The sequence below is a fragment of the Acidovorax sp. SUPP3434 genome (genome assembly GCF_030159015.1).
Lineage (GTDB): Bacteria > Pseudomonadota > Gammaproteobacteria > Burkholderiales > Burkholderiaceae_C > Paracidovorax.
This window is the reverse complement of sequence record NZ_BQXL01000003.1, coordinates 151807-173033: the sequence shown is the minus strand read 5'-3', so window position 1 is coordinate 173033 and position 21227 is coordinate 151807. Positions and strand designations below refer to the sequence as shown.

The window sequence follows — 21227 nt, the reverse complement described above, 5'->3', positions numbered from 1 at the left end:
TGTGAAATCATGAGGCCCTTGCATGCGAATTACAAATACTTTGACCACATATGCAAATGCCGAAGGGGCGCAAGCGGGGGGCTTGACGCTCGCCTTCGGCCTTGCGGTCGAAAGGGTTTTGGGGTCGTCAGGTGTTCAAGGCCTCGGCGACGGATGCCGCCAGGGGCGTCGTCGGCCGGCCGATCAAGGCGCTGAGCTGGCGTGCGTCGTCGAACAAACCTCCACGCGCGGCGCCCGCATCGCTGTCCGCCAGCATCTCGGCCACCGGCGCGGGCAGGCCGACGCTCACCAGCAGATCGCGGTACGCCGCCTCGGGCATGTCCTGGTAGGCCAGCGGCTTGCCGGCCTGCCGCGCCACTTCCTGGGCCAGTTCGGCCCGCGTGTAGGCCGCGTCGCCGGCCAGTTCATACACCTTGCCGGCCGGGCTGTCCGAAGCGGCCAGCACGGCTACCGCGGCGGCGGCGTAGTCCGCCCGTGATGCAGAGGCAAAGCGCCCCTCGCCCGAAGCCCCCACCAGCACGCCACGGCCCAGCGCATCGCCGATCCCCATCAGGTTGTTTTCGGTGTACTAGCCGTTGCGTAGCAGCACGAAGGGCACACCCGATTCCTTGAGCAGCCCCTCGGTCGCCAGATGCTCCAGGGCCAAGCCCAAGGGGGACTCGTCCGCATGCAGCAGGCTGGTGTAGGCGATCAACTGCACACGGGCCCGCGCCGCGGCGTGGATCACGTTGCCATGCTGCGCGACCCGGCTGCCGACCTCGCTGGAAGAAATCAGCAGCACGCGGTCAATGCCCTGCAGCGCGGCATCCCACGAGGCCGCATCGCCGTAGTCCGCCTGGCGCAGCTCGATGCCTGCGGGCAGCACAGCAGCGCTTTTCTCCACATTGCGCACCGAGGCCACGATCTGCGAGGCCGGCACCCGCGTGAGAAGCTGCTGGATGACGAGGCGGCCGAGCTGGCCATTGGCACCGGTGACGAGCAGGCGGGGGGAAGAAGTGGACATGCAAAGATCCTCTGGGTATGGATTGGAGAGGAGGTCTATATTAGGAACCGCCCCAACTTCCACAAGAAGGCAGCTTTTCATGCCCTGGTTACCTGACGCTCACCCCCCTGCCCCGGCCGCCCCCGAGGCCCTCGAAGCCCTCGCTGCCACCCAGGCCTGGATGCGCGAGCGCCCCGAAGGGCTGGACCTCGGCCAGTGCCCGGTGCGCGACGTGCTGGACCACATCGGCGACAAATGGACCACGCTGATCCTGCTGACGCTCGCCCCGGCCCCCTTGCGCTTCGGCGCACTGCAACGGGCCGTGCCCGACATCTCCAAGCGCATGCTGGCCCAGACCCTGCGGTCCCTGGAGCGCGACGGCCTGCTGACCCGGCAGGTCTTTCCGACCAAGCCGCCCAGTGTGGAGTACCGGCTGTCGGCTTTGGGGCAGTCGGTGCTGGCGCCGCTGTCGCAGTTGCTGCAGTGGGCGGAAATGAACCATCGGAGCATCCGCAGTGCGCGGGAACGGTTCGATGGCGCGGCGTTGGAACGGCCGGGAGAGGCGGTAGCGCCCGCGGCGATGGCGTGACCGGACGGCGGCTTTCGTGGCCGCCGGGCTCCCGGGCCATAGGACACAAGGGAGGCGTAAATCCCCACCATCCCTTGCCCGCCAGCGGGCCGAAAAAGCAAAAGGGGCTGCGTTTTCACGCAGCCCCTTTTTTGTTTGGTGGCGCTTCACGGATTCGAACCGCGGACCTGTGGATTATGATTCCATCGCTCTAACCGACTGAGCTAAAGCGCCTAAGCCCTCAATTATAGCGCGACTTTTTTGGCGTTCAAGACTTTTCTTGTCGCCCCCTCCAACACGGCAGGCGGTCGTCCCGGGCCTGCACGTAAAATCGCGCCCCCAGCCCCTGGATGTAAACCATGAACCGCTGCCCCACTGTCCCGTTTTCCTTTCTCTTCGCGCCCTTGCTGGCCAGCGCCCTGCTCTGCGGCGCGGTCCTGCCCGCCACCGCCCAGGTGGTCGCCCCTCTGGGCGGCGTGCGCACCTTTCCTGAAAATGCCCTGCGCGGCACGCTGGCCATCAACAGCACCGTCGATGCGCAGCTGGATGGCAAAGCCATCCGCATGGCCCCCGGCATGCGCCTGCTCAGCCCACAGAACACGCTGGTCATGGCCCACTCGGTGATCGGGCAGAAGTTCACGGTGAACTATGTCGTCGAGGCCAGCACCGGCATGCTGCTGACCGCCTGGATCCTCAGCAAGGACGAAGCGGCCCAGCCGCGCAAGGGTGCGACGGCGACGGACCGCAATTTCATCTTCGAATCCGAGATTCCCAAGCGATAAATAGGCACTGGCGCCGCCAGCGCTGCGGCCGCTGGGTGCGCCATCCCTTTCCAGCCGCACGACCGGCCCCGCCCGCCATTGGCCGCGGGCAGCGCTACCGATACCAGAGATTCCCCATGAGCAAAAAAGTCTTCATCAAAACCTTCGGCTGCCAGATGAACGAGTACGACTCGGACAAGATGGCCGACGTGCTGCATGCCGCCCAGGGCTACGAGCCCACGCAGAACGTGGACGAGGCGGACCTGATCCTCTTCAATACCTGCTCGGTGCGCGAGAAGGCGCAGGAGAAGGTCTTCAGCGATCTCGGGCGCATCAAGCACCTGAAAGAGCGGGGCGTGAAGATCGGCGTGGGCGGCTGCGTGGCCAGCCAGGAAGGCGCCGAGATCATCAAGCGCGCGCCCTACGTGGACGTGGTGTTCGGCCCGCAGACGCTGCACCGCCTGCCCGAGCTGCTGACCCAGCGCGAGGTGCAGCGCCGCCCGCAGGTGGACATCAGCTTTCCCGAGATCGAGAAGTTCGACCACCTGCCCCCCGCGCGCGTGGAAGGCGCCAGCGCCTTCGTCTCCATCATGGAAGGCTGCAGCAAGTACTGCAGCTACTGCGTGGTGCCCTACACCCGCGGCGAAGAGGTGAGCCGGCCGTTCGACGACGTGCTGGTCGAAGTCGCGGGGCTCGCCGACCAGGGCGTGAAAGAGATCACGCTGCTGGGCCAGAACGTGAACGCCTACCTGGGCAAGATGGGCGACACGGCGGAAATCGCCGACTTCGCGCTGCTGCTGGAATACGTGGCCGACATTCCGGGCATCGAGCGCATCCGCTACACCACCAGCCACCCCAACGAATTCACGCCGCGCCTGATCGAGGCCTATGCGCGCATCCCCAAGCTGGCCAGCCACCTGCACCTGCCGGTCCAGCACGGCGCCGACCGCATCCTCATGGCCATGAAGCGGGGATACACCGCCATGGAATACAAGAGCACCGTGCGCAAGCTGCGCGCGATCCGGCCGGACCTGGCGATGAGCAGCGACTTCATCGTGGGATTCCCAGGCGAGACGGAAGAGGACTTCCGCAAGATGATGAAGCTCATCGACGACGTGCACTTCGACAACAGCTTCAGCTTCATCTTCAGCCCGCGTCCAGGCACGCCGGCCGCCAGCCTGCACGACGACACGCCGCACGAGGTGAAGCTGCGCCGCCTGCAGGAACTGCAGGCCGTGATCAACGGCAACATCAAGTCGATCAGCGAAAGCCGCGTGGGCACGGTGCAGCGCATCCTGGTCGAAGGCGCCTCCAAGCGCGACGCCAACGAGCTGATGGGCCGCACCGAATGCAACCGCGTCGTCAACTTCGTCGGCCAGCCCCGGCTGGTCGGGCAGATGGTGGACGTGGCCATCACCGAGGCCAAGGCCTACACCCTGCGCGGCGAGGTCGTGGTGCGCGAGCCGGCGCTGGCGCACTGAGCCGCATGGGCGTGGCATTCGCAATGCGCTTCCTGCGCCGGCAGCAAGGGGTCGCGGCCTTGGGCGGCCTGTCGTTCCAGCAGATGCTGCTGCTGGCCTTCCTCCTGATCGCCGGGCTGCTGGGCGCCAGTTCGCTGCGGGCGATCTTCACGCTGGAGCAGTTGATGGGCCAGAGCCGCAACGGCGCGGCCGAGGCGATCCAGCTCAACGCCTCGGCGCAGAGCCTGAACGGGCGCAGCCAGACACTGGAGCGCGCGGCGCGCCAGTCCCTGGTGCTGGCCGACAAGTCGCTGCGGCGGCGGTTCGACGAGGTCTCGCGCGAGGCCCGCGACATCCTGCAGCGGCTGGAGGCCAAGGGCCTGCCGCCGGACCTGGCCAACCAGTGGCGCAAGCACCTGGGCGATGTCACGTCGCTGCTGGACGGCCCCGCGGCGCTGTCGCTGGAAAACGAGCGGGTGGTGGCGGCGCTGTTCCTCGAACTGGACGCGCTCAACGGCACCATCGCCCAGACCGTGCAGGACATGAATGCGCAGCGCAGCACCGAGCTGCTGGAGAAGATCGAGGCCAGCCGGCGCGAGGTGACGCACCAGGTGGTGGGCGTGATCGTGCTGGCGCTCGCCCTGGCGCTGGCCTTCGGCATCTGGCTGGCCCGGCCGTTCAAGCGCATGGAGCACGCCATCCGCCTGCTGGGCGAGAACGACCTGTCGCAGGCGGTGGACCTGTCCGGCCCGGTGGACATCCGCCGCGTGGGCCAGCAGCTGGAATGGCTGCGCATGCGGCTGCTGGAGCTGGATGCCGACAAGGCCCGCTTTCTGCGGCATGTCTCCCACGAACTCAAAACGCCGCTGGCGTCAATGCGCGAAGGCGTGGCGTTGCTGCAGGACGGCGTGACGGGCGAGCTGACCGAAGGCCAGCGCGAGGTGGTGGACATCCTGCACCAGAACACCCTGGTGCTGCAGGGCGAGATCGAGGCGCTGCTGCGCTTCAACGCGGCGGCGTTCGAGGCGCGCCAGTTGCGCCGCGCGGAGACCGACCTCCTCGCGCTCATCGAAAGCCAGGTGGAGGCGCAGCGCCTGCACTGGCAGGCCAAGAAGCTCGACGTGGTGGTGGAGGGCGCGCCGGTGGCGCTGCAGATCGATGCGGAGAAGATCGCCCCGGCGGTCAGCAACCTGCTGTCGAACGCCATCCGGTTTTCGCCGCGCGGCGGAACGATTCGGATCACCTTGTCACGTTTTCCCGACCGGATTCGCATCGATTTCGCGGATGACGGCCCCGGAGTGCATGAGAATGACCGCTCCCGCATCTTCGAACCGTTTTACCGGGGTGTGCGCCAACCCGAGGACGCCGCACGCGGCACGGGCATCGGCCTGTCCATCGTCCAGGAATACGTGAGCGCCCACGGCGGTCACGTCACCCTGGTGGAAGACGGCGAACGCACCCCCTTCCGCATTGAATTGCCCCATGTCTCCTGATTTCCCGTCGCACTCCGTCCCGCGAGCGGTCTTCGGTGCGCGCAGCGCCGGGCCGGCCGGCCTGCTGCTGGCGGTGGCCCTGCTGAGCACGGGCTGCGCCAATCCACCGCCGGCGGCGCCACCGCCACCTCCGCCCGTGGAAGTGCCCGCGCCCACCGCCCCGCCGCCGAAGGAAGAGCCCGACGAGCCCCCCGCCCCGGTGTCCGAACCCGCCAGCAAGGACAACAACGGCAGCCAGCGACCTTCCGTTCCGCGGCAGATGCTGCAGTACGCGGACAAGGTGCGCAGCATGGGCACGGCGGAGCTTGCCGCCGAGATCACGCAGCTGTCCAACGCGCAGCAGCAGTCGCCCGAAAAGCCGCTGCAGTTGGCCATCGTGCTCATGCACACGCGCCAGCCGCCCGACACGGCCCGGGCCCTCGGGCTGGTGCAGCGCGTGATGGCCGACACCACGGCGCCCGCGCCGGCCTTGCATCCCCTGGCCCGCCTGCTGGAAGGCCGGCTGCTGCAGCAGCGCCGGCTGGAAGACCAGCTGGACCGGCAGAACCAGCAACTGCGCGATGCCCAGCGGCGGATCGACCAGCTGAACGACCGGCTGGAGGCCATGCGCGCCATCGAGCGCAGCCTGAACGCGCGGCCCGGCGGCGTCAACGACCCCGCCAAGGGCGCGCAACCCCCGCCCGCCGCAGAACCCCAACGCTGACCGCCAACCGATCGCCACCATGAAAGCTTCCTCCGGACACCGCCAACGCATCCTTGTGGTGGACGACGACGCCGACATGCTGCGGCTGCTGTCCCTGCGCCTGCAGGGCGCGGGATACGAGGTCACGGCGGTGACCTCCGCCGAGGCCGCGCTCGCGCAGCTGGACATCGACCGTCCCCAGCTCGTGCTGAGCGATGTGCGCCTGCCGGGGCGCGACGGCCTGGCGCTGTTCGACGAGGTGCGCTCGCGCCACCCCTCGCTGCCGGTCATCCTGCTGACCGCGCACGGCACGATCCCCGATGCGGTGGAGGCCACGGCACGCGGCGTCTTCACCTACCTCACCAAGCCCTACGACGCCAAGGACCTGCTGGACAAGATCGCCCAGGCCCTGGCGTTCAGCACGCCCACGGCGCAGACCACCCGCGCCGACGACGCCTGGCGCGCCGAGATCATCAGCCGCTCCAACCGCATGGCGGACCTGCTGGCCGAGGCCCACATGGTGGCGCAGTCCGATGCCAGCGTGCTGCTGCTGGGCGACAGCGGCACCGGCAAAGAATTGCTGGCACGCGCCATCCACCGCGCCAGTCCGCGCGCCAACCGGCCCTTCGTGGCGGTCAACTGCGGCGCCATTCCCGAGGCGCTGCTCGAATCCGAACTGTTCGGCCACATGAAGGGCGCGTTCACCGATGCGGTGACCAACCACAAGGGCCTGTTCCAGGCGGCGGATGGCGGCACGCTGCTGCTCGACGAAATCGGGGATATGCCGCCTGCCCTGCAGGTCAAGCTGCTGCGCGTGCTGCAGGAGCGTGCCGTGCGCCCGGTGGGCGCGAGCCAGGCGACGCCGGTGAACGTGCGCATCATCTCGGCCACCCACCGGGACCTGGAAACGGCCATGGCCGCCGCCCAGTTCCGGGAAGACCTCTACTACCGCCTGAATGTCGTCACGCTGACCCTGCCCACGCTGGGCGACCGGCGCGAGGACATCGCGCTGCTGGCCAATCACTTCCTGGACAACCTGGCCCGAAAGTACGACAAGCGCCTGTCCGGCTTCTCGCCGGAGGCCTTGAAGGCGCTGACCACTGCCGCCTGGCCCGGCAACGTGCGGCAGCTCTTCAACGTGGTGGAACAGGTCTGCGCCCTGTCCACCACGCCCCTGGTGTCGCTGGGCCTCGTGCAGCGCGCCCTGCGCACGCCCTCGGCCCAGGTGCTCAGCTTCGCCGAGGCCCGCCAGCGGTTCGAACGGGAGTATCTGGTGGACCTGCTCAAGATGACGGACGGCAACGTGGCCGACGCCGCCCGCCTGGCGCAGCGCAACCGCACCGAGTTCTACCGGCTGCTGCAAAAGCACGCGCTGACCCCCGGCAATTTCAAGGCCGATGCGGGTGCGGCAGACGATGTCGCCGATGAGCGACAGGACTAAGTCGTTGATTTAAAAGGAAATATGGTTTCCGACCCAGGGATGGGTCGCTGAATCCCGACAGATTCGGCCGTTTTCAGGTGGTTTTGCTGCGCCGCACAACCACTTACAGACCAAAAACGTCGTAAGTCTTTGATTTAAAAAGACTTTTAGAAGCTGGCACAGGGTTTGCCCTATAGACCGGCATGACGCAAGAAATTTCCTCCTCCACCGCCCGCCCAGCGCACCGCGCTGATGCGAACCGGACACCTGCAGCAGCAGTGGCTGCAGGACAGCCACCGGCACAGGCGGCCCGGGGTGAAACCTCTGCGCGTCCGGCCCCGTCCTCGGCCTTCGGCGCGTTTGTCGCCGAAAGCCGGACGGCCGCTTCTTCCCCAACGACAACCCAACTTCGCAGTGAGGGAACCATGGACCCACATCAATCTTCCCGTGCAGGACGTGTCGGCGCTGTCGCGCACGCCCCCGCCGTGGTGGCGCGGCGCGGCGCCACGTACCCCCGGCCGGTGGCCTCTGACCGCAGCACGCTGCGCGAAGAACGCCACCCCAACTCGCTCACCGCACCGCCGGTGCACCGCGGCTCCATGGCACCCCTGCCATGGCGCGGCTTCTGGAACAGCATCGGCACCGCCTTGCTCATGCGCCTGAACGGCCAGCGCAACCGCCCCGCGGAAGGCTCCGAAATCACCGAAACGTGGCAACAGGCCGCCCAGCAGCGCCGCCTGGTGTTCATGCTGCTGACCGTGGCCAGCAGCGCGCTCGCCACCACGCTGTTCGCAGGCGTGCAGCCCAGCTACGACAGCGCCTGGCTCGAATACGGCCAACTCGCCCTGTTCGCCCTGCTCTCCACCTGGGTCGTCACCGGCTTCCTGACCGGCGTGATGGGCTTCTGGGTCATGCTGCGGGGCGACGCGCACGCGCTGTCCGCCGCCAGCGTGCGCAACAACCCGTTGAACGCCGATGCACGCACGGCGATCATCATGCCGATCTGCAACGAGGACGTCTCCACCGTGTTCGCCGGCCTGCGCGCCACCTGCGAATCCGTGGCCGCCACGGGGCATGCCAAGACCTTCGACGTGTTCGTGCTGTCCGACAGCTACGACCCCAAAATCGCCGCCGCCGAACGCGCCGCATGGGAAGACCTGCGCGCCGCCCTGGCCGCCAACGGCAACCAGCCGCAGGTCGAGGTGTACTACCGCCTGCGCACCCGCCGCAGCCACCGCAAGGCCGGCAACGTGGCCGACTTCTGCCGCCGCTGGGGCAAGGACTACCGCTACATGGTCGTGCTCGACGCCGACAGCGTGATGAGCGGCGATTGCATCGTCTCCATGGCCAAGCTGATGGAAGCGCATCCCCGCGCCGGCATCATCCAGACCGCCACCCAGGCCATCGGCCACGTCACCCTGCACGCCCGTGCACAGCAGTTCGCCTCCCGCGTGACGGGCCGCCTGTTCACGCTGGGCATGCAGTTCTGGCAACTGGGCGAGTCCCACTACTGGGGCCACAACGCGATCATCCGCGTGCAGCCCTTCATGGAACACTGCGCGCTGGCCCCGATCAAGGGCACCGGCGGCATGAGCGGCGGCATCATGTCGCACGACTTCGTGGAAGCGGCCCTGATGCGCCGTGCCGGCTACCACGTGTGGCTGGTGTCCGACCTGGTCGGCAGCTACGAGCAACAACCGCCGGACCTGCTGTCCGAGCTGCAGCGTGACCGCCGCTGGTGCCAGGGCAACCTGCAGAACGCCCGCCTGATGGCCGAGCCCGGCATCCACCCCGTGCACCGCGCCATGTTCGTCACCGGCGCGATGGCCTACCTGTCGGCGCCCCTGTGGCTGGCCTTCATCACCTTCGGCACGGCCCTGTGGCTGGCCGGCGCCCGCCTGGTGTCCGACTGGAACATCCTGCCCAGCGAACTGATGGCGCTCTGGGCCTGGACGCTGTGCATGCTGTTCCTGCCCCGCGCCCTGGGCGTGGCAGCGATCTTCATGAAGGGCGAGCAAAAGCAGTACGGCGGCACCGCCAGCCTGATCAAGAGCGCCGGCCTGGAAAGCGTGCTGGCCATCCTGCAGGCCCCGATCCGCATGCTGGCCCATTCGCTGTTCGTGATCATCGCCCTCACCGGCCTGAAGCTGGAATGGAAATCGCCTCCCCGCGAAGCCAACGCCGTGCCCTGGAGCGACGCGGTTCGCCAGTTGGCCCCGATGACCGGCGTGATCGCCCTGCTGGGCCTGGGCGTGGCGCTGATCGACCCGAGCGCGCTGATCTGGCTCATGCCCGTCGGCCTGCCGCTGGCCCTGTCCATCCCGCTGGTGGTGGTTTCCAGCCAGATCGCCCTGGGCCGTGCCGTGCGGGCCCAGCGCCTGCTGCTGATCCCCGAAGAGGCATGGTCTCCGCCCGTCCTGCGCCGCGCATGGATGCATGCCACCCAGTTGAAGAACCGCCCCCTGCGTTCCGCAGCCCCGGTGCTGAAGGCGGCCTGAACGGCATCCACCTGCCAACGCGCGCCACCCACCGCGGCGCTTCAATGAAAAAGCCGACCCTCGGGTCGGCTTTTTCTATGGGAAGGTGAATGGTGACCGGGCCGGTGCGAGCGCGTGGCGATCGGCCAAGCTCGGAGATCGGGCTCCATCCACCAAGCGCAGGCGCCGACAGATCAAAGTCTTTTCGGGCTCCAGCGCATGATTCCCTAGGGCATATCGCTATATTTCTGATAGCAAACTGCCACCACCGGTGCCTGCGGTCCGCCCGGCACGGCGGGCGTAGGGGCTCGGGTCAGAACGGCAGCTTCGGCATCCCGCCGCCGCCCAGGCCCTTCATGCCGCCCATGCGCTTCATCATCTTCATGAGGCCGCCGCCCTTCATCTTCTTCATCATGCCCTGCATCTGATCGAACTCGTTCAGCAGGCGGTTCACCTCCTGCACATGCACACCGGAGCCGGCGGCGATGCGCTTCTTGCGCGTGGCCTTGATCAGCTCGGGCTTGCGGCGCTCCAGGGGCGTCATGCTCTGGATAATGCCTTCCTTGCGGCGGATGTCCTTCTCCGCCTTGTCCATGTCCACCTGGCCGGCCTTGGCGGAGAACTGGGCCGGCAGCTTGTCCATGAGGCTGGACAGGCCGCCCATCTGCTTCATCTGCTGCAGCTGCGACAGGAAGTCGTTCAGGTCGAAGCCGTCGCCGCTCTTGACCTTGGCCGCGAGCTTCTGCGCCGCCTCCATGTCCACGCCCGCGCTCACCTGCTCGACCAGCGCGACGATGTCGCCCATGCCGAGGATGCGGCCGGCATGGCGCTCGGCATCGAACACTTCCAGGCCGTCGATCTTCTCGGACACCCCGGCGAACTTGATGGGCGCACCGGTCACCTGGCGCACCGACAGCGCCGCGCCGCCGCGCGAGTCGCCGTCCAGCTTGGTCAGCACGATGCCGGTGAGCGGCAGCGCCTCCTTGAAGGCGCGGGCGGTGTTGATGGCGTCCTGCCCCTGCATGGCATCGACGACGAACAGCGTCTCGACCGGGTTCAGCGCAGCGTGCAGTTCCTTGATTTCGTTCATCAAGGCTTCGTCGATGGCCAGGCGCCCGGCCGTGTCCACCAGCAGCACGTCGAAGTAGTGCCGCTTGGCGTAGTCGATGGCCGCGCGGGCGATGTCCAGGGGTTTCTGGTCGGCCGTGCTCGGGAACCACTCGGCGCCGGCCTGCGCCGTCACCGTCTTGAGCTGCTCGATGGCGGCGGGCCGGTACACGTCGCCCGACACGGTGAGCACCTTCTTCTTGCGCTTTTCGATCAGGTGCTTGGCGAGCTTGGCGGTGGTGGTGGTCTTGCCAGCGCCCTGCAGGCCGGCCATCAGGATCACCGCGGGCGGCTGGGCCGCCAAGTTGATGTCGGCGATGCCCTCGCCCATGGTGGCCGCCAGTTCGCGGTTCACGATGGACACCAGCGTCTGCCCCGGCTTGAGGGAGCCCAGCACCTCCTGGCCCAGGGCCTTTTCCTTCACGCGGGCGATGAAGTCGCGCACCACCGGCAGGGCCACGTCGGCCTCCAGCAGCGCCATGCGCACTTCGCGCAGCATGTCCTGGACGTTGGATTCGGTGATGCGGGCCTGGCCGCGCATCTCCTTGACGAGTCGCGTGAGTTTTTCGGTAAGGGCGGAGGCCATAGGAGTGTTCCGGAAGTGCCCCTGTGCCTGGGCGGCTGGTGCCGCAGGCAGGTCCGCCGGGGGCGGGCGAAGGGCTAAACTGTGAGTCCATGATTTTACCCAGTGCGTCTCCCGTCAGCTGGCTGCTGGCCTTGTCCGCGGCGATGGCTTACGCCGCCCCCGCCGTGGCCGCCGCGCGGTTCGGCGGCAAAACGGGCCGCACCGCGCTCTGGGTCGCCTGGGGCCTGCACGCGGCCGTGCTGGCCTACAGCCTCCTCGGAGGCACGCCGCACTTCGGTTTCGCGCCCGCCCTCTCCATGACGGCATGGCTGGTCCTCACCGTGTATGCCGTCGAACGCCAGATGTTTCCCGAACTCCAGGCCCGCTGGCTGCTGGGCGCCCTGGGCTCCGTGGCGGTGGTGCTCGCGCTGCTGTTTCCGGGGCAGCCCCTGCACGTGAACGCATCCGCCTGGCTGCCGCTGCACCTGGCGCTGGGCATCGCGTCCTACGGGTTGTTCGCCGCCGCCGTGGTCCACGCCTGGCTCATGACCCGCGCGGAGCGCAAGATCCGCCAGGCCGCGGACCCGCACAGCGGCATTCCCCTGCTCACCCTGGAGCGCCTCACGTTCCGCTTCGTGATGGCCGGCTTCGTGCTCCTCACCGCCACGCTGGTGGCCGGCTGGCTGTTCGGCGAAACGCTGTACGGCCGGGCCTGGAACTGGGAGCACAAGACGGTGTTCTCGGTCCTGTCGTGGATCACGTTCGCGGTGCTGCTGATCGGGCGCGCGCGTTTCGGCTGGCGCGGGCGCAGCGCCGTGCGCGTGCTGTATGCCGGCGCGGGCCTGCTGCTGCTGGCCTACGTGGGCTCGCGCTTCGTGCTCGAAGTGGTCCTGGGACGCGCCGCATGAAATACCTCGTCCTGTTGGCGGTGCTGGTCATCGCGTTCGGCGTGTGGCGCAACCAGCGGCGCCGGGAGATGCCGCCGCCGACCTCGGCGCGCCCCGCCTTGCCGCAGGCCATGGTGTCCTGCGCCCGGTGCGGCATGCACATCCCCCGCTCCGAGGCGCTGACCGACGGCGGCGCGAGCTACTGCAGTCCCGAGCACCAGCGCCAAGGGCCGGCGTGAAAGGCCCCCGCCCGTGCCGGCCCTGAAACGCGCCAGCGCCCTGCTGTCGGCCGACGCCCCCTTCGCCCGGCTGTGGGGCAGCTTCCTGTCGGGCCGCATCATGGTGGCCGCCGCCCTGCTCTTGCTGCAGGGCCTGGGCGTGGCGCTGAACCAGTCCTACGAACCGCTGCTGCTGGGCATCTGCGCCGGCTACCTGGTGGCCACCGTGCTGCTGCTGGTGCTGGCCGGCAATGCGCCGCCCGGGCCCCATTCGTGGCTGCAGTGGATGTGCTCGATCGGCGTGGACCTGGCCTTGATCAGCACGCTGCAGATCCTGCACGTGGGCTCCATGAACTTCACGCCCCTGTTCGGCCTGCCCATCCTGATGGCCGGCGTGCTGGGCACGCTGACCCTGGCCCTGGGCACGACCGCGGCGGTGACGCTGCTGCTGCTGGCATGGGCCTGGTGGCTGGGCAGCAGCGGCGGCTCCGACGCCACGCAGCGCTATTTCCAGACGGCCCTCACCGGCACGGGCTACTTCATCGTCGCCTACCTGGTGCACCAGCTCGCCTCGCGCCTGAACCGGGAGCAGCAGCTGGCCCAGGCCAGCCAGATGGCAGCCAAGGTGCAGGAGCAGGTGAGCGCCCTGGTCATCCACAACCTGTCGGACGGCGTGCTGGTGCTGGACCAGCGCGACACCGTGCGCATCGCCAACCCCGCGGCGCTGCGGCTGCTGGGCACCAACGCCCGCCACGCCCTGCCGTTCTCCATGGCCCATTCCTCGCCCTGGAAGCCACTGCTGGCCATGGCGCGCCAGACCTTCCAGAAAGGCCAGCCGCAAAGCGCCGACGTGGACGTGCTGCACCCGGGGCAGAGCCCGCTGGCGCTGCACGTGCGGGCGTGGCTCACGTCGTCGCAGGAGATCGCGCGCGAGACCGGGGGCGAGCACCTGTGCGTGATGTTCCTGCACGACCTGCGCGAGATGGAGGCGCGCTTGCGCACCGAAAAGCTGGCCTCGATGGGCCGCATGTCGGCCGCCGTGGCCCATGAGATCCGCAACCCGCTCGCGGCCATCATGCAGGCCAATGCCCTGCTGGAAGAAGAACTGCACGAGCCCGGCCAGAAGCGCCTCGCCCACATGGTGCAGCAGAACGCCGAGCGGCTGGCCCGCATCGCGGAGGAGGTGCTGGACATCGCCCGGGTGCAGCACCAGATCAGCCACGCCCCCGCTTCCACCGTCGTGCTGTGCGATGCGGTCGCGCAGGTCTGGAGCGACTGGCAGGCGCAGGACCCGGGCAAGCGCCGGGCCCAGCTCGCGCTGGAGGCGAACCGCGCGCCCGTGGAGTTCGATGCCGAACACCTGCGCCGCGTGCTCGTCAACCTGCTCGACAACGCGCTGCGCTACATGGGCGGCGAGCCCGACTCGCTCTACGTGGCCACCTATGTCGGCGCGGCCGGCGCCGTGGCGCTGCAGGTGTGGAGCGACGGCGCGCCGCTGGACAAGACCGTGGAGCGCCACCTGTTCGAGCCCTTCTTTTCCTCGGAAAGCCGCTCCAGCGGGCTGGGCCTCTATATCTGCCGCGAGCTGTGCCAGCGGCACGGCGCGTCGATCGGCTACCAGCGCCTCACCCGCAACCTGCCGCGCGGTGCGGTCGGCGGCAACGCGTTCACGGTCGTGTTCCGCAAGAACGCCCGGCCGCAGGACCCGAACACCACGCTGTTTGACACAATCGTCGTCTGACCCTGCCCGCACCTGTCCATGAACGCCAACGCCGCCACGATCCTCGTCGTCGATGACGAACCCGACCTGCGCACCCTGTACGAGCTGACGCTGCTGCGCGAGGGCTACCGGGTCGAGACGGCAGGCAACCTGCAGGAGGCCCGCCAGCAGCTGCAAGCCCGCAAGTTCGACGCCGTGATCACCGACATGCGCCTGCCGGACGGCTTCGGCATGGAACTGCTGCACGAGCTGCGCGACCAGCAGCGGCGCGAGCGCTGCGTGGTCATGACGGCCTATGGCTCGGCCGAGAACGCGGTGGAGGCCCTGCGCTCGGGCGCCTTCGACTACCTCACCAAGCCGGTGGACCTCAAGCAGTTCCGCTCGGTCGTCGCATCGGCGGTCCAGGGCACGGGCGGCGTGCCGCCGCCCCGCTCGGCCCGCCCCGGCACCGCGCTGCGCGCCCCGCAAGAGGCCGTGGCCGGCGGCACCACGCTGTCGCTGGACCGGCTGGTGGGTGAGTCCGAGGCCATGCGCAACGTCAAGCAGCGCATCGCCAAGGTGGCGCGCAGCATGGCGCCCGTGCTCATCCGCGGCGAATCCGGCACCGGCAAGGAGCTGGTGGCGCGCGCGCTGCATGCCAGCAGCCAGCGCGCGGACGGACCGCTGGTCGCCGTCAACTGCGGCGCCATTCCGGAAAACCTGCTCGAAGCCGAGTTCTTCGGTGCGCGCAAGGGCTCGTACACCGGTGCCACGCAGGACCGCGACGGCTACTTCCAGGCGGCGCGCGGCGGCACGCTGTTCCTGGACGAGATCGGCGACCTGCCGCTGGCGATGCAGTCCAAACTGCTGCGCGCCATCCAGGAACGCAGCGTGCGGGCGCTGGGCTCCACGGGGGAAGAGACCGTGGACGTGCGCATCGTCAGCGCCACCCACCGCGACCTGTCGGCCGATGTGCAGTCCGGCCGGTTTCGCCAGGATCTGTATTACCGCCTCAACGTGATCGAAGTGGTCATCCCGCCGCTGCGGGAACGCCGCGAAGACCTGCCCGCCCTGTGCGCCACGCTGCTGGCGCGCATCGCGCAGGAATCGGGCGCGCCGGTGCCGCCCCTCACGCAGAACGCGCTCGACCGCATCGCCATGCACCCGCTGACCGGCAACGTGCGCGAGCTGGAAAATCTGCTGCACCGCGCCGTCGCCCTGAGCGATGGAGAAGAGCTGCACGTGGAGCCCCCGCATGCCTCGGCCGCCGATGCCGCGCGCGCCGATGCGGGCGCATCGCCCGCCCCCGGGGGGGATCCGCCCGGCAACGGCACACCGCGCAGCGCCAACCCGGCCGCCTCCGTGCCCTTGCCGAGCGACCTGCAGGCCTGGCTGGACCAGCAAGAGCGCGAGATTCTGGTGCGGGCCCTGCGGGATACCGGCTTCAACCGCACCGCCACCGCGGCGCGGCTGGGCATCAGCCTGCGGCAGATCCGCTACCGCATCGCCCGCCTGGACATTGCCGCGCCCAACGACAGCGACGCGAATGACGACAGCGAATGAGGCACCGCACCCCGGCCCAGTGCCCTGCCCGGAGGCGGGGGGCAGGCCGGTGTGGGACGGCGGCTGGTACCGGGACGCCACGCGCGAGCCCTCGCCCAACTTCGGCCCCCGCCCCGCCCAGGCGGTCATCGATCTCATCGTCGTGCATTCGATCAGCCTGCCCCCCGGCGAATACGGCGGCGGGCAGGTGCACCGGCTTTTCACCAACACCCTCGACTGGGATGCGCACCCCTACTACGCCGGCATCCGCGGGCTGCAGGTGTCGGCCCACTTTTTCATCGAGCGCGACGGCCGGCTCTGGCAATTTGTGGACTGCGATCTGCGGGCCTGGCATGCCGGGCCGTCGAGCTATCGGGGCCGCGCCAACTGCAACGATGACTCGATCGGCATCGAGTTGGAAGGGCTGGAGGGCCAGACCTTCGAGCCCGCCCAATACGCCACCCTGGCGCGGCTTTGCGCCGACCTGCCGCTGCGCTACCCCATCGCCCACGTGGCAGGCCACGAAGATGTGGCCCCCGGCAGAAAACAGGACCCGGGGCCGGGCTTCGACTGGCAGCGGCTTCGAGCGGACCTGCCTTGGCCACCCGCCGTGTTTCCACGGAAGTCAACCCGACCACCGCCATAATTGAGGGTTTTCCCCAACCCTCTGCACGCGGGACGCCAAACCGCGACACTCTGGGCCCGCTGCCCTCCCGCCATGGAAGACAGCGCCCACGCGGCTCCTGAAGTCAAAACGCCCGGCGTCCTGCGCCAGACCACGTTTTCCCGTCCCCCAACCGCATCCACACGGCCTTTGCGCCATGCCTCGGTCACGGCTTCCAGGCCATGGAAACAGCATGTTTCCAGAATCCGGAGCAGAGGGCGCTGTACACTACCGGTAGTGTCTTGCTACCATTGCACACCCTAGATATAGCGTGTGGGCCAGCACCCAACCCCCACCCCGTTCTCCGCTTTGGCGCCGCCTTACGGCCCGCCAGATCCGCCTTTTCCGACAGCTCCCAAAGGACCTTTCATGCAAGCTGCGCTAAACCCTTCATCCACCACCAATGCAACGGGGCAGGCCCCCACTGCCGCAGACGAATCGCCGGCGGCGCAGCCCGGCAGCGACCTGCTGACGCACTACCAGATCATTCGCCGCAACGGCGCGGTGGTGCCGTTCGAACCGCAGAAGATCGCAGTGGCCCTGATGAAGGCGTTTCTCGCCGTGCACGGCACCCAGGGTGCCGCTTCGGCCAGCGTGCGCGAAGTCGTGGACACGCTGACCCAGAACGTGGTGCGCGCCCTCATGCGCTCGCGCCCGGGCGGCGGCACGTTCCACATCGAGGACGTCCAGGACCAGGTCGAACTGGGCCTGATGCGCGGCGGCCACCACGAGGTCGCGCGCGCCTACGTGCTGTACCGCGAGCGCCGCTCGCAGGAGCGCGCCCACCAGCAGGAGCAGCGCACCCCCGCCGTGCCTACCCTGCACGTGATCGACCATGGCCAGCGCGTGCCCCTCGATGAAGCGCGCATGCTGAGCCTCATCCAGGCCGCCTGCTCCAACCTGGGCGCCGACATCCAGGCCGCGCCCATCGTGGCCGAAACCATGCGCAACCTGTACGACGGCGTGCCCATGGACGAGGTGTACAAGGCCTCCATCCTGGCCGCCCGCACCCTGATCGAGAAAGACCCCGACTACACCTACGCCACCGCCCGCCTGCTGCTGCACACCATAGTGCGCGAGGTGCTGGGCCGCGACGTGGCGCCCGGCGAAATGGGCGCCGCCTACGCGAACTACTTCCCCGTGTTCATCCAGAAGGGCGTGGACAACGACCTGCTGGACCCCCGCCTGCTCGAGTACGACCTGCAAAAGCTCGGCGCCGCACTGAAGTTCGAGCGCGACCAGCAGTTCGACTACCTGGGCCTGCAGACGCTGTACGACCGCTACTTCCTGCACGTGCGCAAGAGCCGCATCGAACTGCCCCAGGCGTTCTTCATGCGCGTGGCCATGGGCCTGGCGCTCAAGGAAGACAACCGCGAAGCGCGCGCCATCGAGTTCTACGAGGTGCTCTCGTCGTTCGACTTCATGTCCAGCACCCCCACGCTGTTCAACAGCGGCACGCTGCGCTCGCAGCTGTCGTCGTGCTATCTGACCACCGTGCCCGACGACCTGGATGGCATCTACGAGTCGATCAAGGAAAACGCGCTGCTGTCCAAGTTCGCCGGCGGCCTGGGCAACGACTGGACCCGCGTGCGCGCACTGGGTTCGCACATCAAGGGCACCAATGGCGAATCGCAGGGCGTGGTGCCGTTCCTCAAGGTGGTGAACGACACCGCCGTGGCCGTGAACCAGGGCGGCAAGCGCAAGGGCGCCGTCTGCACGTACCTCGAAACCTGGCATCTGGACATCGAGGAGTTCCTGGAGCTGCGCAAGAACACCGGCGACGACCGCCGCCGCACGCACGACATGAACACGGCCAACTGGATTCCCGACCTGTTCATGCGCCGCGTGATGGAAAAGGGCACCTGGACCCTGTTCTCGCCCTCCAACGTGCCCGACCTGCACGACCTGTTCGGCACCGACTTCGAAAAGGCCTACGTGGCCTATGAAGAGAAGGCCGCGCGCGGCGAGATCAAGCCCTCGCGCACGCTGCAGGCGACCGACCTGTGGCGCAAGATCCTGACCATGCTGTTCGAGACCGGCCACCCCTGGATCACGTTCAAGGATGCCTGCAACGTGCGCTCGCCCCAGCAGCACGCCGGCGTGGTGCACTCGTCCAACCTGTGCACCGAGATCACGCTGAACACCAGCGACACCGAAACCGCGGTCTGCAACCTCGGCTCGGTCAACCTGCTGCGCCATCTGAAGGACGGCCCGAACGGCCGCGAGCTCGACCACGTCAAGCTGCGCAAGACCATCTCCACGGCCATGCGCATGCTCGACAACGTGATCGACATCAACTACTACGCCGTCGAGAAGGCCCGCGCCTCCAACATGCGCCACCGCCCCGTGGGCCTGGGCATCATGGCCTTCCAGGACAGCCTGTATGAACTGCGCATTCCCTACGCGTCGCAGGCCGCGGTCGAGTTCGCCGACCAATCCATGGAAGCCATCTGCTACTACGCCTACTGGGCTTCGACCGATTTGGCCAAGGAGCGCGGCCACTACGAAAGCTACAAGGGCTCGCTGTGGGACCGCGGGATCCTGCCGTTCGACACGCTCGAACTGCTGAAGAATGCCCGCGGCGGTTTCGTGGAAGTGGACCGCTCGTCCTCGCTGGACTGGGATGCGCTGCGCAAGAAGATCGCGCAGGACGGCATGCGCAACTCCAACTGCGTGGCCATCGCGCCCACCGCCACCATCTCCAACATCGTCGGTGTCGATGCGTCCATCGAGCCCTCGTTCGGCAACCTCTCGGTCAAGTCGAACCTGTCGGGCGAGTTCACCGTCATCAACGGCTACCTGGTGCGCGACCTCAAGCGCCTGGGCCTTTGGGACGACGTGATGGTCATGGACCTCAAGCACTTCAAGGGTTCGCTGCACTCCATCGACCGCGTGCCGCAGGACGTCAAGGCGCTGTACTCCACGGCCTTCGAGGTCGAGCCGTCGTGGCTCGTCGAGGCCGCATCGCGCCGCCAGAAATGGATCGACCAGGCGCAGAGCCTGAACATCTACATGGCGGGCGCATCGGGCAAGAAGCTCGACGACACCTACAAGCTCGCCTGGGTGCGCGGCCTCAAGACCACGTATTACCTGCGCACGCAAAGCGCCACGCACGTCGAGATGAGCACCGTGAACACACGCCAGCTCAACGCCGTGTCGTCGGGCACCGACGGCGGCGGCGCACAGGCCGGATCCAAGCCCAGCGCGCTCGAAGCCGCTGCGGCCGCAGCACAGGCACAGGCCGCGGCATTGCCCGCGACCGACGTGAAGTTCTGCGCGATTGACGACCCGACCTGCGAAGCCTGCCAGTGATGCGCACGCCATGCGCGGCACCCTGATCGATCAGGGTGCCGCGCATGTGCAGTGAAGCAACAAAAACATGGCTGCATCACGCTCCAGCGCTTTTAATTTTGCAGCGCTGCTTTCATAATCCGACCATTGGAAAACCTATGCTGACCTGGGACGAAGAAGTCAAGCCCTCATCGCAGAAACTCTTGGACGGCGGTCTGCAAAACAACCGCCCGGCGGAGTCGCCGTCCGCGCTTTCGCAAGCCGCTGCGGCACCCGCCGAAAGCCTGCCCACCGGCAGCACGCCCACCCCCTCTGCCCCGCCCGCCGACACCGTGCATCGCCGCGTGAATGCCGCAGACAAGCGCATCATCAACGGCCAGACCGACGTCAATCAGCTGGTGCCCTTCAAGTACAAGTGGGCCTGGGAAAAATACCTCGCCACCTGCGCCAACCACTGGATGCCGCAAGAGGTGAACATGACGCGCGACATCGCGTTGTGGAAAGACCCGAACGGCCTGACCGAAGACGAGCGCCGCATCATCAAGCGCAACCTCGGCTTCTTCGTGACCGCCGATTCGCTGGCCGCCAACAACATCGTGCTGGGCACGTACCGCCACATCACCGCGCCCGAATGCCGCCAGTTCCTGCTGCGCCAGGCCTTCGAGGAAGCGATCCACACGCACGCCTACCAGTACATCGTCGAATCGCTCGGCCTGGACGAGAGCGAGATCTTCAACGCGTACAACGAAGTCGCCTCCATCCGCAACAAGGACGAGTTCCTGATCCCCTTCATCGAGGCGATCATGGACCCCAACTTCAAGACCGGCACGCCCGAGACCGACCAGACGCTGCTCAAGTCGCTGATCGTGTTCGCCTGCCTGATGGAAGGCCTGTTCTTCTACGTCGGCTTCACGCAGATCCTCGCGCTCGGCCGCCAGAACAAGATGACCGGTGCCGCCGAGCAGTACCAGTACATCCTGCGCGACGAATCGATGCACTGCAACTTCGGCATCGACCTGATCAACCAGCTCAAGCTGGAGAACCCGCACCTGTGGACCGCGGAGTTCAAGGAAGAGATCAACGGCCTGTTCATGAAGGCCGTCGAGCTCGAGTACCAGTACGCCGAAGACACCATGCCACGCGGCGTGCTGGGCATGAACGCCTCCATGTTCAAGGGCTACCTGCGCTACATCGCCAACCGCCGCGCCACGCAGATCGGCCTGGAGGCGCTGTTCCCCAACGAAGAAAACCCCTTCCCCTGGATGAGCGAGATGATCGACCTCAAGAAGGAGCGCAACTTCTTCGAGACCCGCGTCATCGAGTACCAGTCCGGCGGTGCACTGTCCTGGGATTAGCCTCCCGACACATTCCAGGCCATGCATTTTCATTCCACGTCCCTCACCGGCAGCGC

General features: G+C 67.7%; 15 protein-coding genes, 1 tRNA gene and 1 pseudogene. 14 read left to right on the top strand and 3 right to left on the bottom strand.

The genetic code is table 11. The annotated features are described in order from the left end of the window. Window positions 1–127: 127 nt before the first annotated feature. Window positions 128–1003 (bottom strand): annotated as a pseudogene (locus AVKW3434_RS07210) (NAD(P)H-binding protein). A 79-nt stretch (window positions 1004–1082) separates the two neighbouring features. Between AVKW3434_RS07210 and AVKW3434_RS07205 the strand changes: the two are divergent. Continuing rightward, window positions 1083–1571 (top strand): winged helix-turn-helix transcriptional regulator, encoded by a 489-nt coding sequence (locus AVKW3434_RS07205; RefSeq protein ID WP_349816830.1) that lies wholly within the window; start codon window positions 1083–1085, stop codon window positions 1569–1571. A 136-nt stretch (window positions 1572–1707) separates the two neighbouring features. Here AVKW3434_RS07205 and AVKW3434_RS07200 read toward each other — a convergent pair. Then, a tRNA-Met gene (locus AVKW3434_RS07200) sits at window positions 1708–1784 on the bottom strand. 125 nt (window positions 1785–1909) lie between these two features. On the opposite strand from AVKW3434_RS07200, the gene AVKW3434_RS07195 reads away from it, so the two are divergent. From AVKW3434_RS07195 to mdoH, 6 genes are all read left to right on the top strand, one after another. Further along, on the top strand, window positions 1910–2332 hold the full coding sequence (locus AVKW3434_RS07195; RefSeq protein ID WP_284405309.1) for a hypothetical protein: 423 nt from the start codon (window positions 1910–1912) through the stop codon (window positions 2330–2332). Between the two features lie 116 nt (window positions 2333–2448). Then, window positions 2449–3792: a tRNA (N6-isopentenyl adenosine(37)-C2)-methylthiotransferase MiaB gene (miaB, locus tag AVKW3434_RS07190; protein ID WP_284393124.1), complete on the top strand. Its 1344-nt coding sequence runs from the start codon at window positions 2449–2451 to the stop codon at window positions 3790–3792. A gap of 11 nt (window positions 3793–3803) precedes the next feature. After that, on the top strand, window positions 3804–5264 hold the full coding sequence (locus AVKW3434_RS07185) for a sensor histidine kinase (RefSeq protein ID WP_284405308.1): 1461 nt from the start codon (window positions 3804–3806) through the stop codon (window positions 5262–5264). Then, on the top strand, window positions 5254–5967 hold the full coding sequence (locus AVKW3434_RS07180; protein ID WP_284405307.1) for a hypothetical protein: 714 nt from the start codon (window positions 5254–5256) through the stop codon (window positions 5965–5967). Before AVKW3434_RS07185 ends, AVKW3434_RS07180 begins: the two co-directional genes overlap by 11 nt. A gap of 19 nt (window positions 5968–5986) precedes the next feature. Next, on the top strand, window positions 5987–7387 hold the full coding sequence (locus AVKW3434_RS07175) for a sigma 54-interacting transcriptional regulator (RefSeq protein ID WP_284405306.1): 1401 nt from the start codon (window positions 5987–5989) through the stop codon (window positions 7385–7387). A 404-nt stretch (window positions 7388–7791) separates the two neighbouring features. Further along, window positions 7792–9864 carry a glucans biosynthesis glucosyltransferase MdoH gene (gene mdoH, locus AVKW3434_RS07170; RefSeq protein ID WP_284405305.1) on the top strand — a complete coding sequence of 691 codons (2073 nt, stop codon included), beginning with the start codon at window positions 7792–7794 and terminating at the stop codon, window positions 9862–9864. 292 nt (window positions 9865–10156) lie between these two features. On the opposite strand, the gene ffh is transcribed toward mdoH, so the two are convergent. Further along, complete coding sequence (gene ffh / locus AVKW3434_RS07165; protein WP_272567296.1) at window positions 10157–11536, bottom strand: signal recognition particle protein; 1380 nt, start codon at window positions 11534–11536, stop codon at window positions 10157–10159. Between the two features lie 89 nt (window positions 11537–11625). Between ffh and AVKW3434_RS07160 the strand changes: the two genes are divergently transcribed. From AVKW3434_RS07160 to AVKW3434_RS07130, 7 genes are all read left to right on the top strand, one after another. Further along, window positions 11626–12423: a cytochrome C assembly family protein gene (locus AVKW3434_RS07160; protein WP_272567294.1), complete on the top strand. Its 798-nt coding sequence runs from the start codon at window positions 11626–11628 to the stop codon at window positions 12421–12423. After that, the gene (locus AVKW3434_RS07155; protein ID WP_284393112.1) at window positions 12420–12641 is read left to right on the top strand and encodes a PP0621 family protein; all 222 of its coding nucleotides are present in this window, start codon (window positions 12420–12422) and stop codon (window positions 12639–12641) included. Before AVKW3434_RS07160 ends, AVKW3434_RS07155 begins: the two co-directional genes overlap by 4 nt. 13 nt (window positions 12642–12654) lie before the next feature. Beyond that, complete coding sequence (locus tag AVKW3434_RS07150; protein ID WP_284405304.1) at window positions 12655–14361, top strand: two-component system sensor histidine kinase NtrB; 1707 nt, start codon at window positions 12655–12657, stop codon at window positions 14359–14361. A gap of 18 nt (window positions 14362–14379) precedes the next feature. Further along, window positions 14380–15882: a sigma-54-dependent transcriptional regulator gene (locus AVKW3434_RS07145; RefSeq protein WP_284405303.1), complete on the top strand. Its 1503-nt coding sequence runs from the start codon at window positions 14380–14382 to the stop codon at window positions 15880–15882. Then, window positions 15866–16507, top strand: coding sequence for a 1,6-anhydro-N-acetylmuramyl-L-alanine amidase AmpD (ampD, locus tag AVKW3434_RS07140; RefSeq protein WP_284405302.1), 642 nt, complete (start codon window positions 15866–15868; stop codon window positions 16505–16507). The genes AVKW3434_RS07145 and ampD overlap by 17 nt, the downstream gene beginning before the upstream one ends. A 387-nt stretch (window positions 16508–16894) precedes the next feature. Continuing rightward, window positions 16895–19837, top strand: a complete 2943-nt coding sequence (locus AVKW3434_RS07135) for a ribonucleoside-diphosphate reductase subunit alpha (protein WP_284405301.1) — start codon at window positions 16895–16897, stop codon at window positions 19835–19837. 137 nt (window positions 19838–19974) lie between these two features. Then, window positions 19975–21171 carry a ribonucleotide-diphosphate reductase subunit beta gene (locus tag AVKW3434_RS07130; RefSeq protein WP_284393103.1) on the top strand — a complete coding sequence of 399 codons (1197 nt, stop codon included), beginning with the start codon at window positions 19975–19977 and terminating at the stop codon, window positions 21169–21171. Window positions 21172–21227 lie beyond the last annotated feature (56 nt).

Excerpts from the sequence above, each read along its gene's own strand:
- AVKW3434_RS07205 (WP_349816830.1), top strand. The coding sequence starts at position 1,083 with ATGCCCTGGTTACCTGACGCTCACCCCCCTGCCCCGGCCGCCCCCGAG.
- AVKW3434_RS07195 (WP_284405309.1), top strand. The coding sequence starts at position 1,910 with ATGAACCGCTGCCCCACTGTCCCGTTTTCCTTTCTCTTCGCGCCCTTG.
- miaB (WP_284393124.1), top strand. The coding sequence starts at position 2,449 with ATGAGCAAAAAAGTCTTCATCAAAACCTTCGGCTGCCAGATGAACGAG.
- AVKW3434_RS07180 (WP_284405307.1), top strand. The coding sequence starts at position 5,254 with ATGTCTCCTGATTTCCCGTCGCACTCCGTCCCGCGAGCGGTCTTCGGT.
- AVKW3434_RS07175 (WP_284405306.1), top strand. The coding sequence starts at position 5,987 with ATGAAAGCTTCCTCCGGACACCGCCAACGCATCCTTGTGGTGGACGAC.
- mdoH (WP_284405305.1), top strand. The coding sequence starts at position 7,792 with ATGGACCCACATCAATCTTCCCGTGCAGGACGTGTCGGCGCTGTCGCG.
- ffh (WP_272567296.1), bottom strand. The coding sequence starts at position 11,536 with ATGGCCTCCGCCCTTACCGAAAAACTCACGCGACTCGTCAAGGAGATG.
- AVKW3434_RS07160 (WP_272567294.1), top strand. The coding sequence starts at position 11,626 with ATGATTTTACCCAGTGCGTCTCCCGTCAGCTGGCTGCTGGCCTTGTCC.
- AVKW3434_RS07155 (WP_284393112.1), top strand. The coding sequence starts at position 12,420 with ATGAAATACCTCGTCCTGTTGGCGGTGCTGGTCATCGCGTTCGGCGTG.
- AVKW3434_RS07145 (WP_284405303.1), top strand. The coding sequence starts at position 14,380 with ATGAACGCCAACGCCGCCACGATCCTCGTCGTCGATGACGAACCCGAC.
- ampD (WP_284405302.1), top strand. The coding sequence starts at position 15,866 with ATGACGACAGCGAATGAGGCACCGCACCCCGGCCCAGTGCCCTGCCCG.
- AVKW3434_RS07135 (WP_284405301.1), top strand. The coding sequence starts at position 16,895 with ATGCAAGCTGCGCTAAACCCTTCATCCACCACCAATGCAACGGGGCAG.
- AVKW3434_RS07130 (WP_284393103.1), top strand. The coding sequence starts at position 19,975 with ATGCTGACCTGGGACGAAGAAGTCAAGCCCTCATCGCAGAAACTCTTG.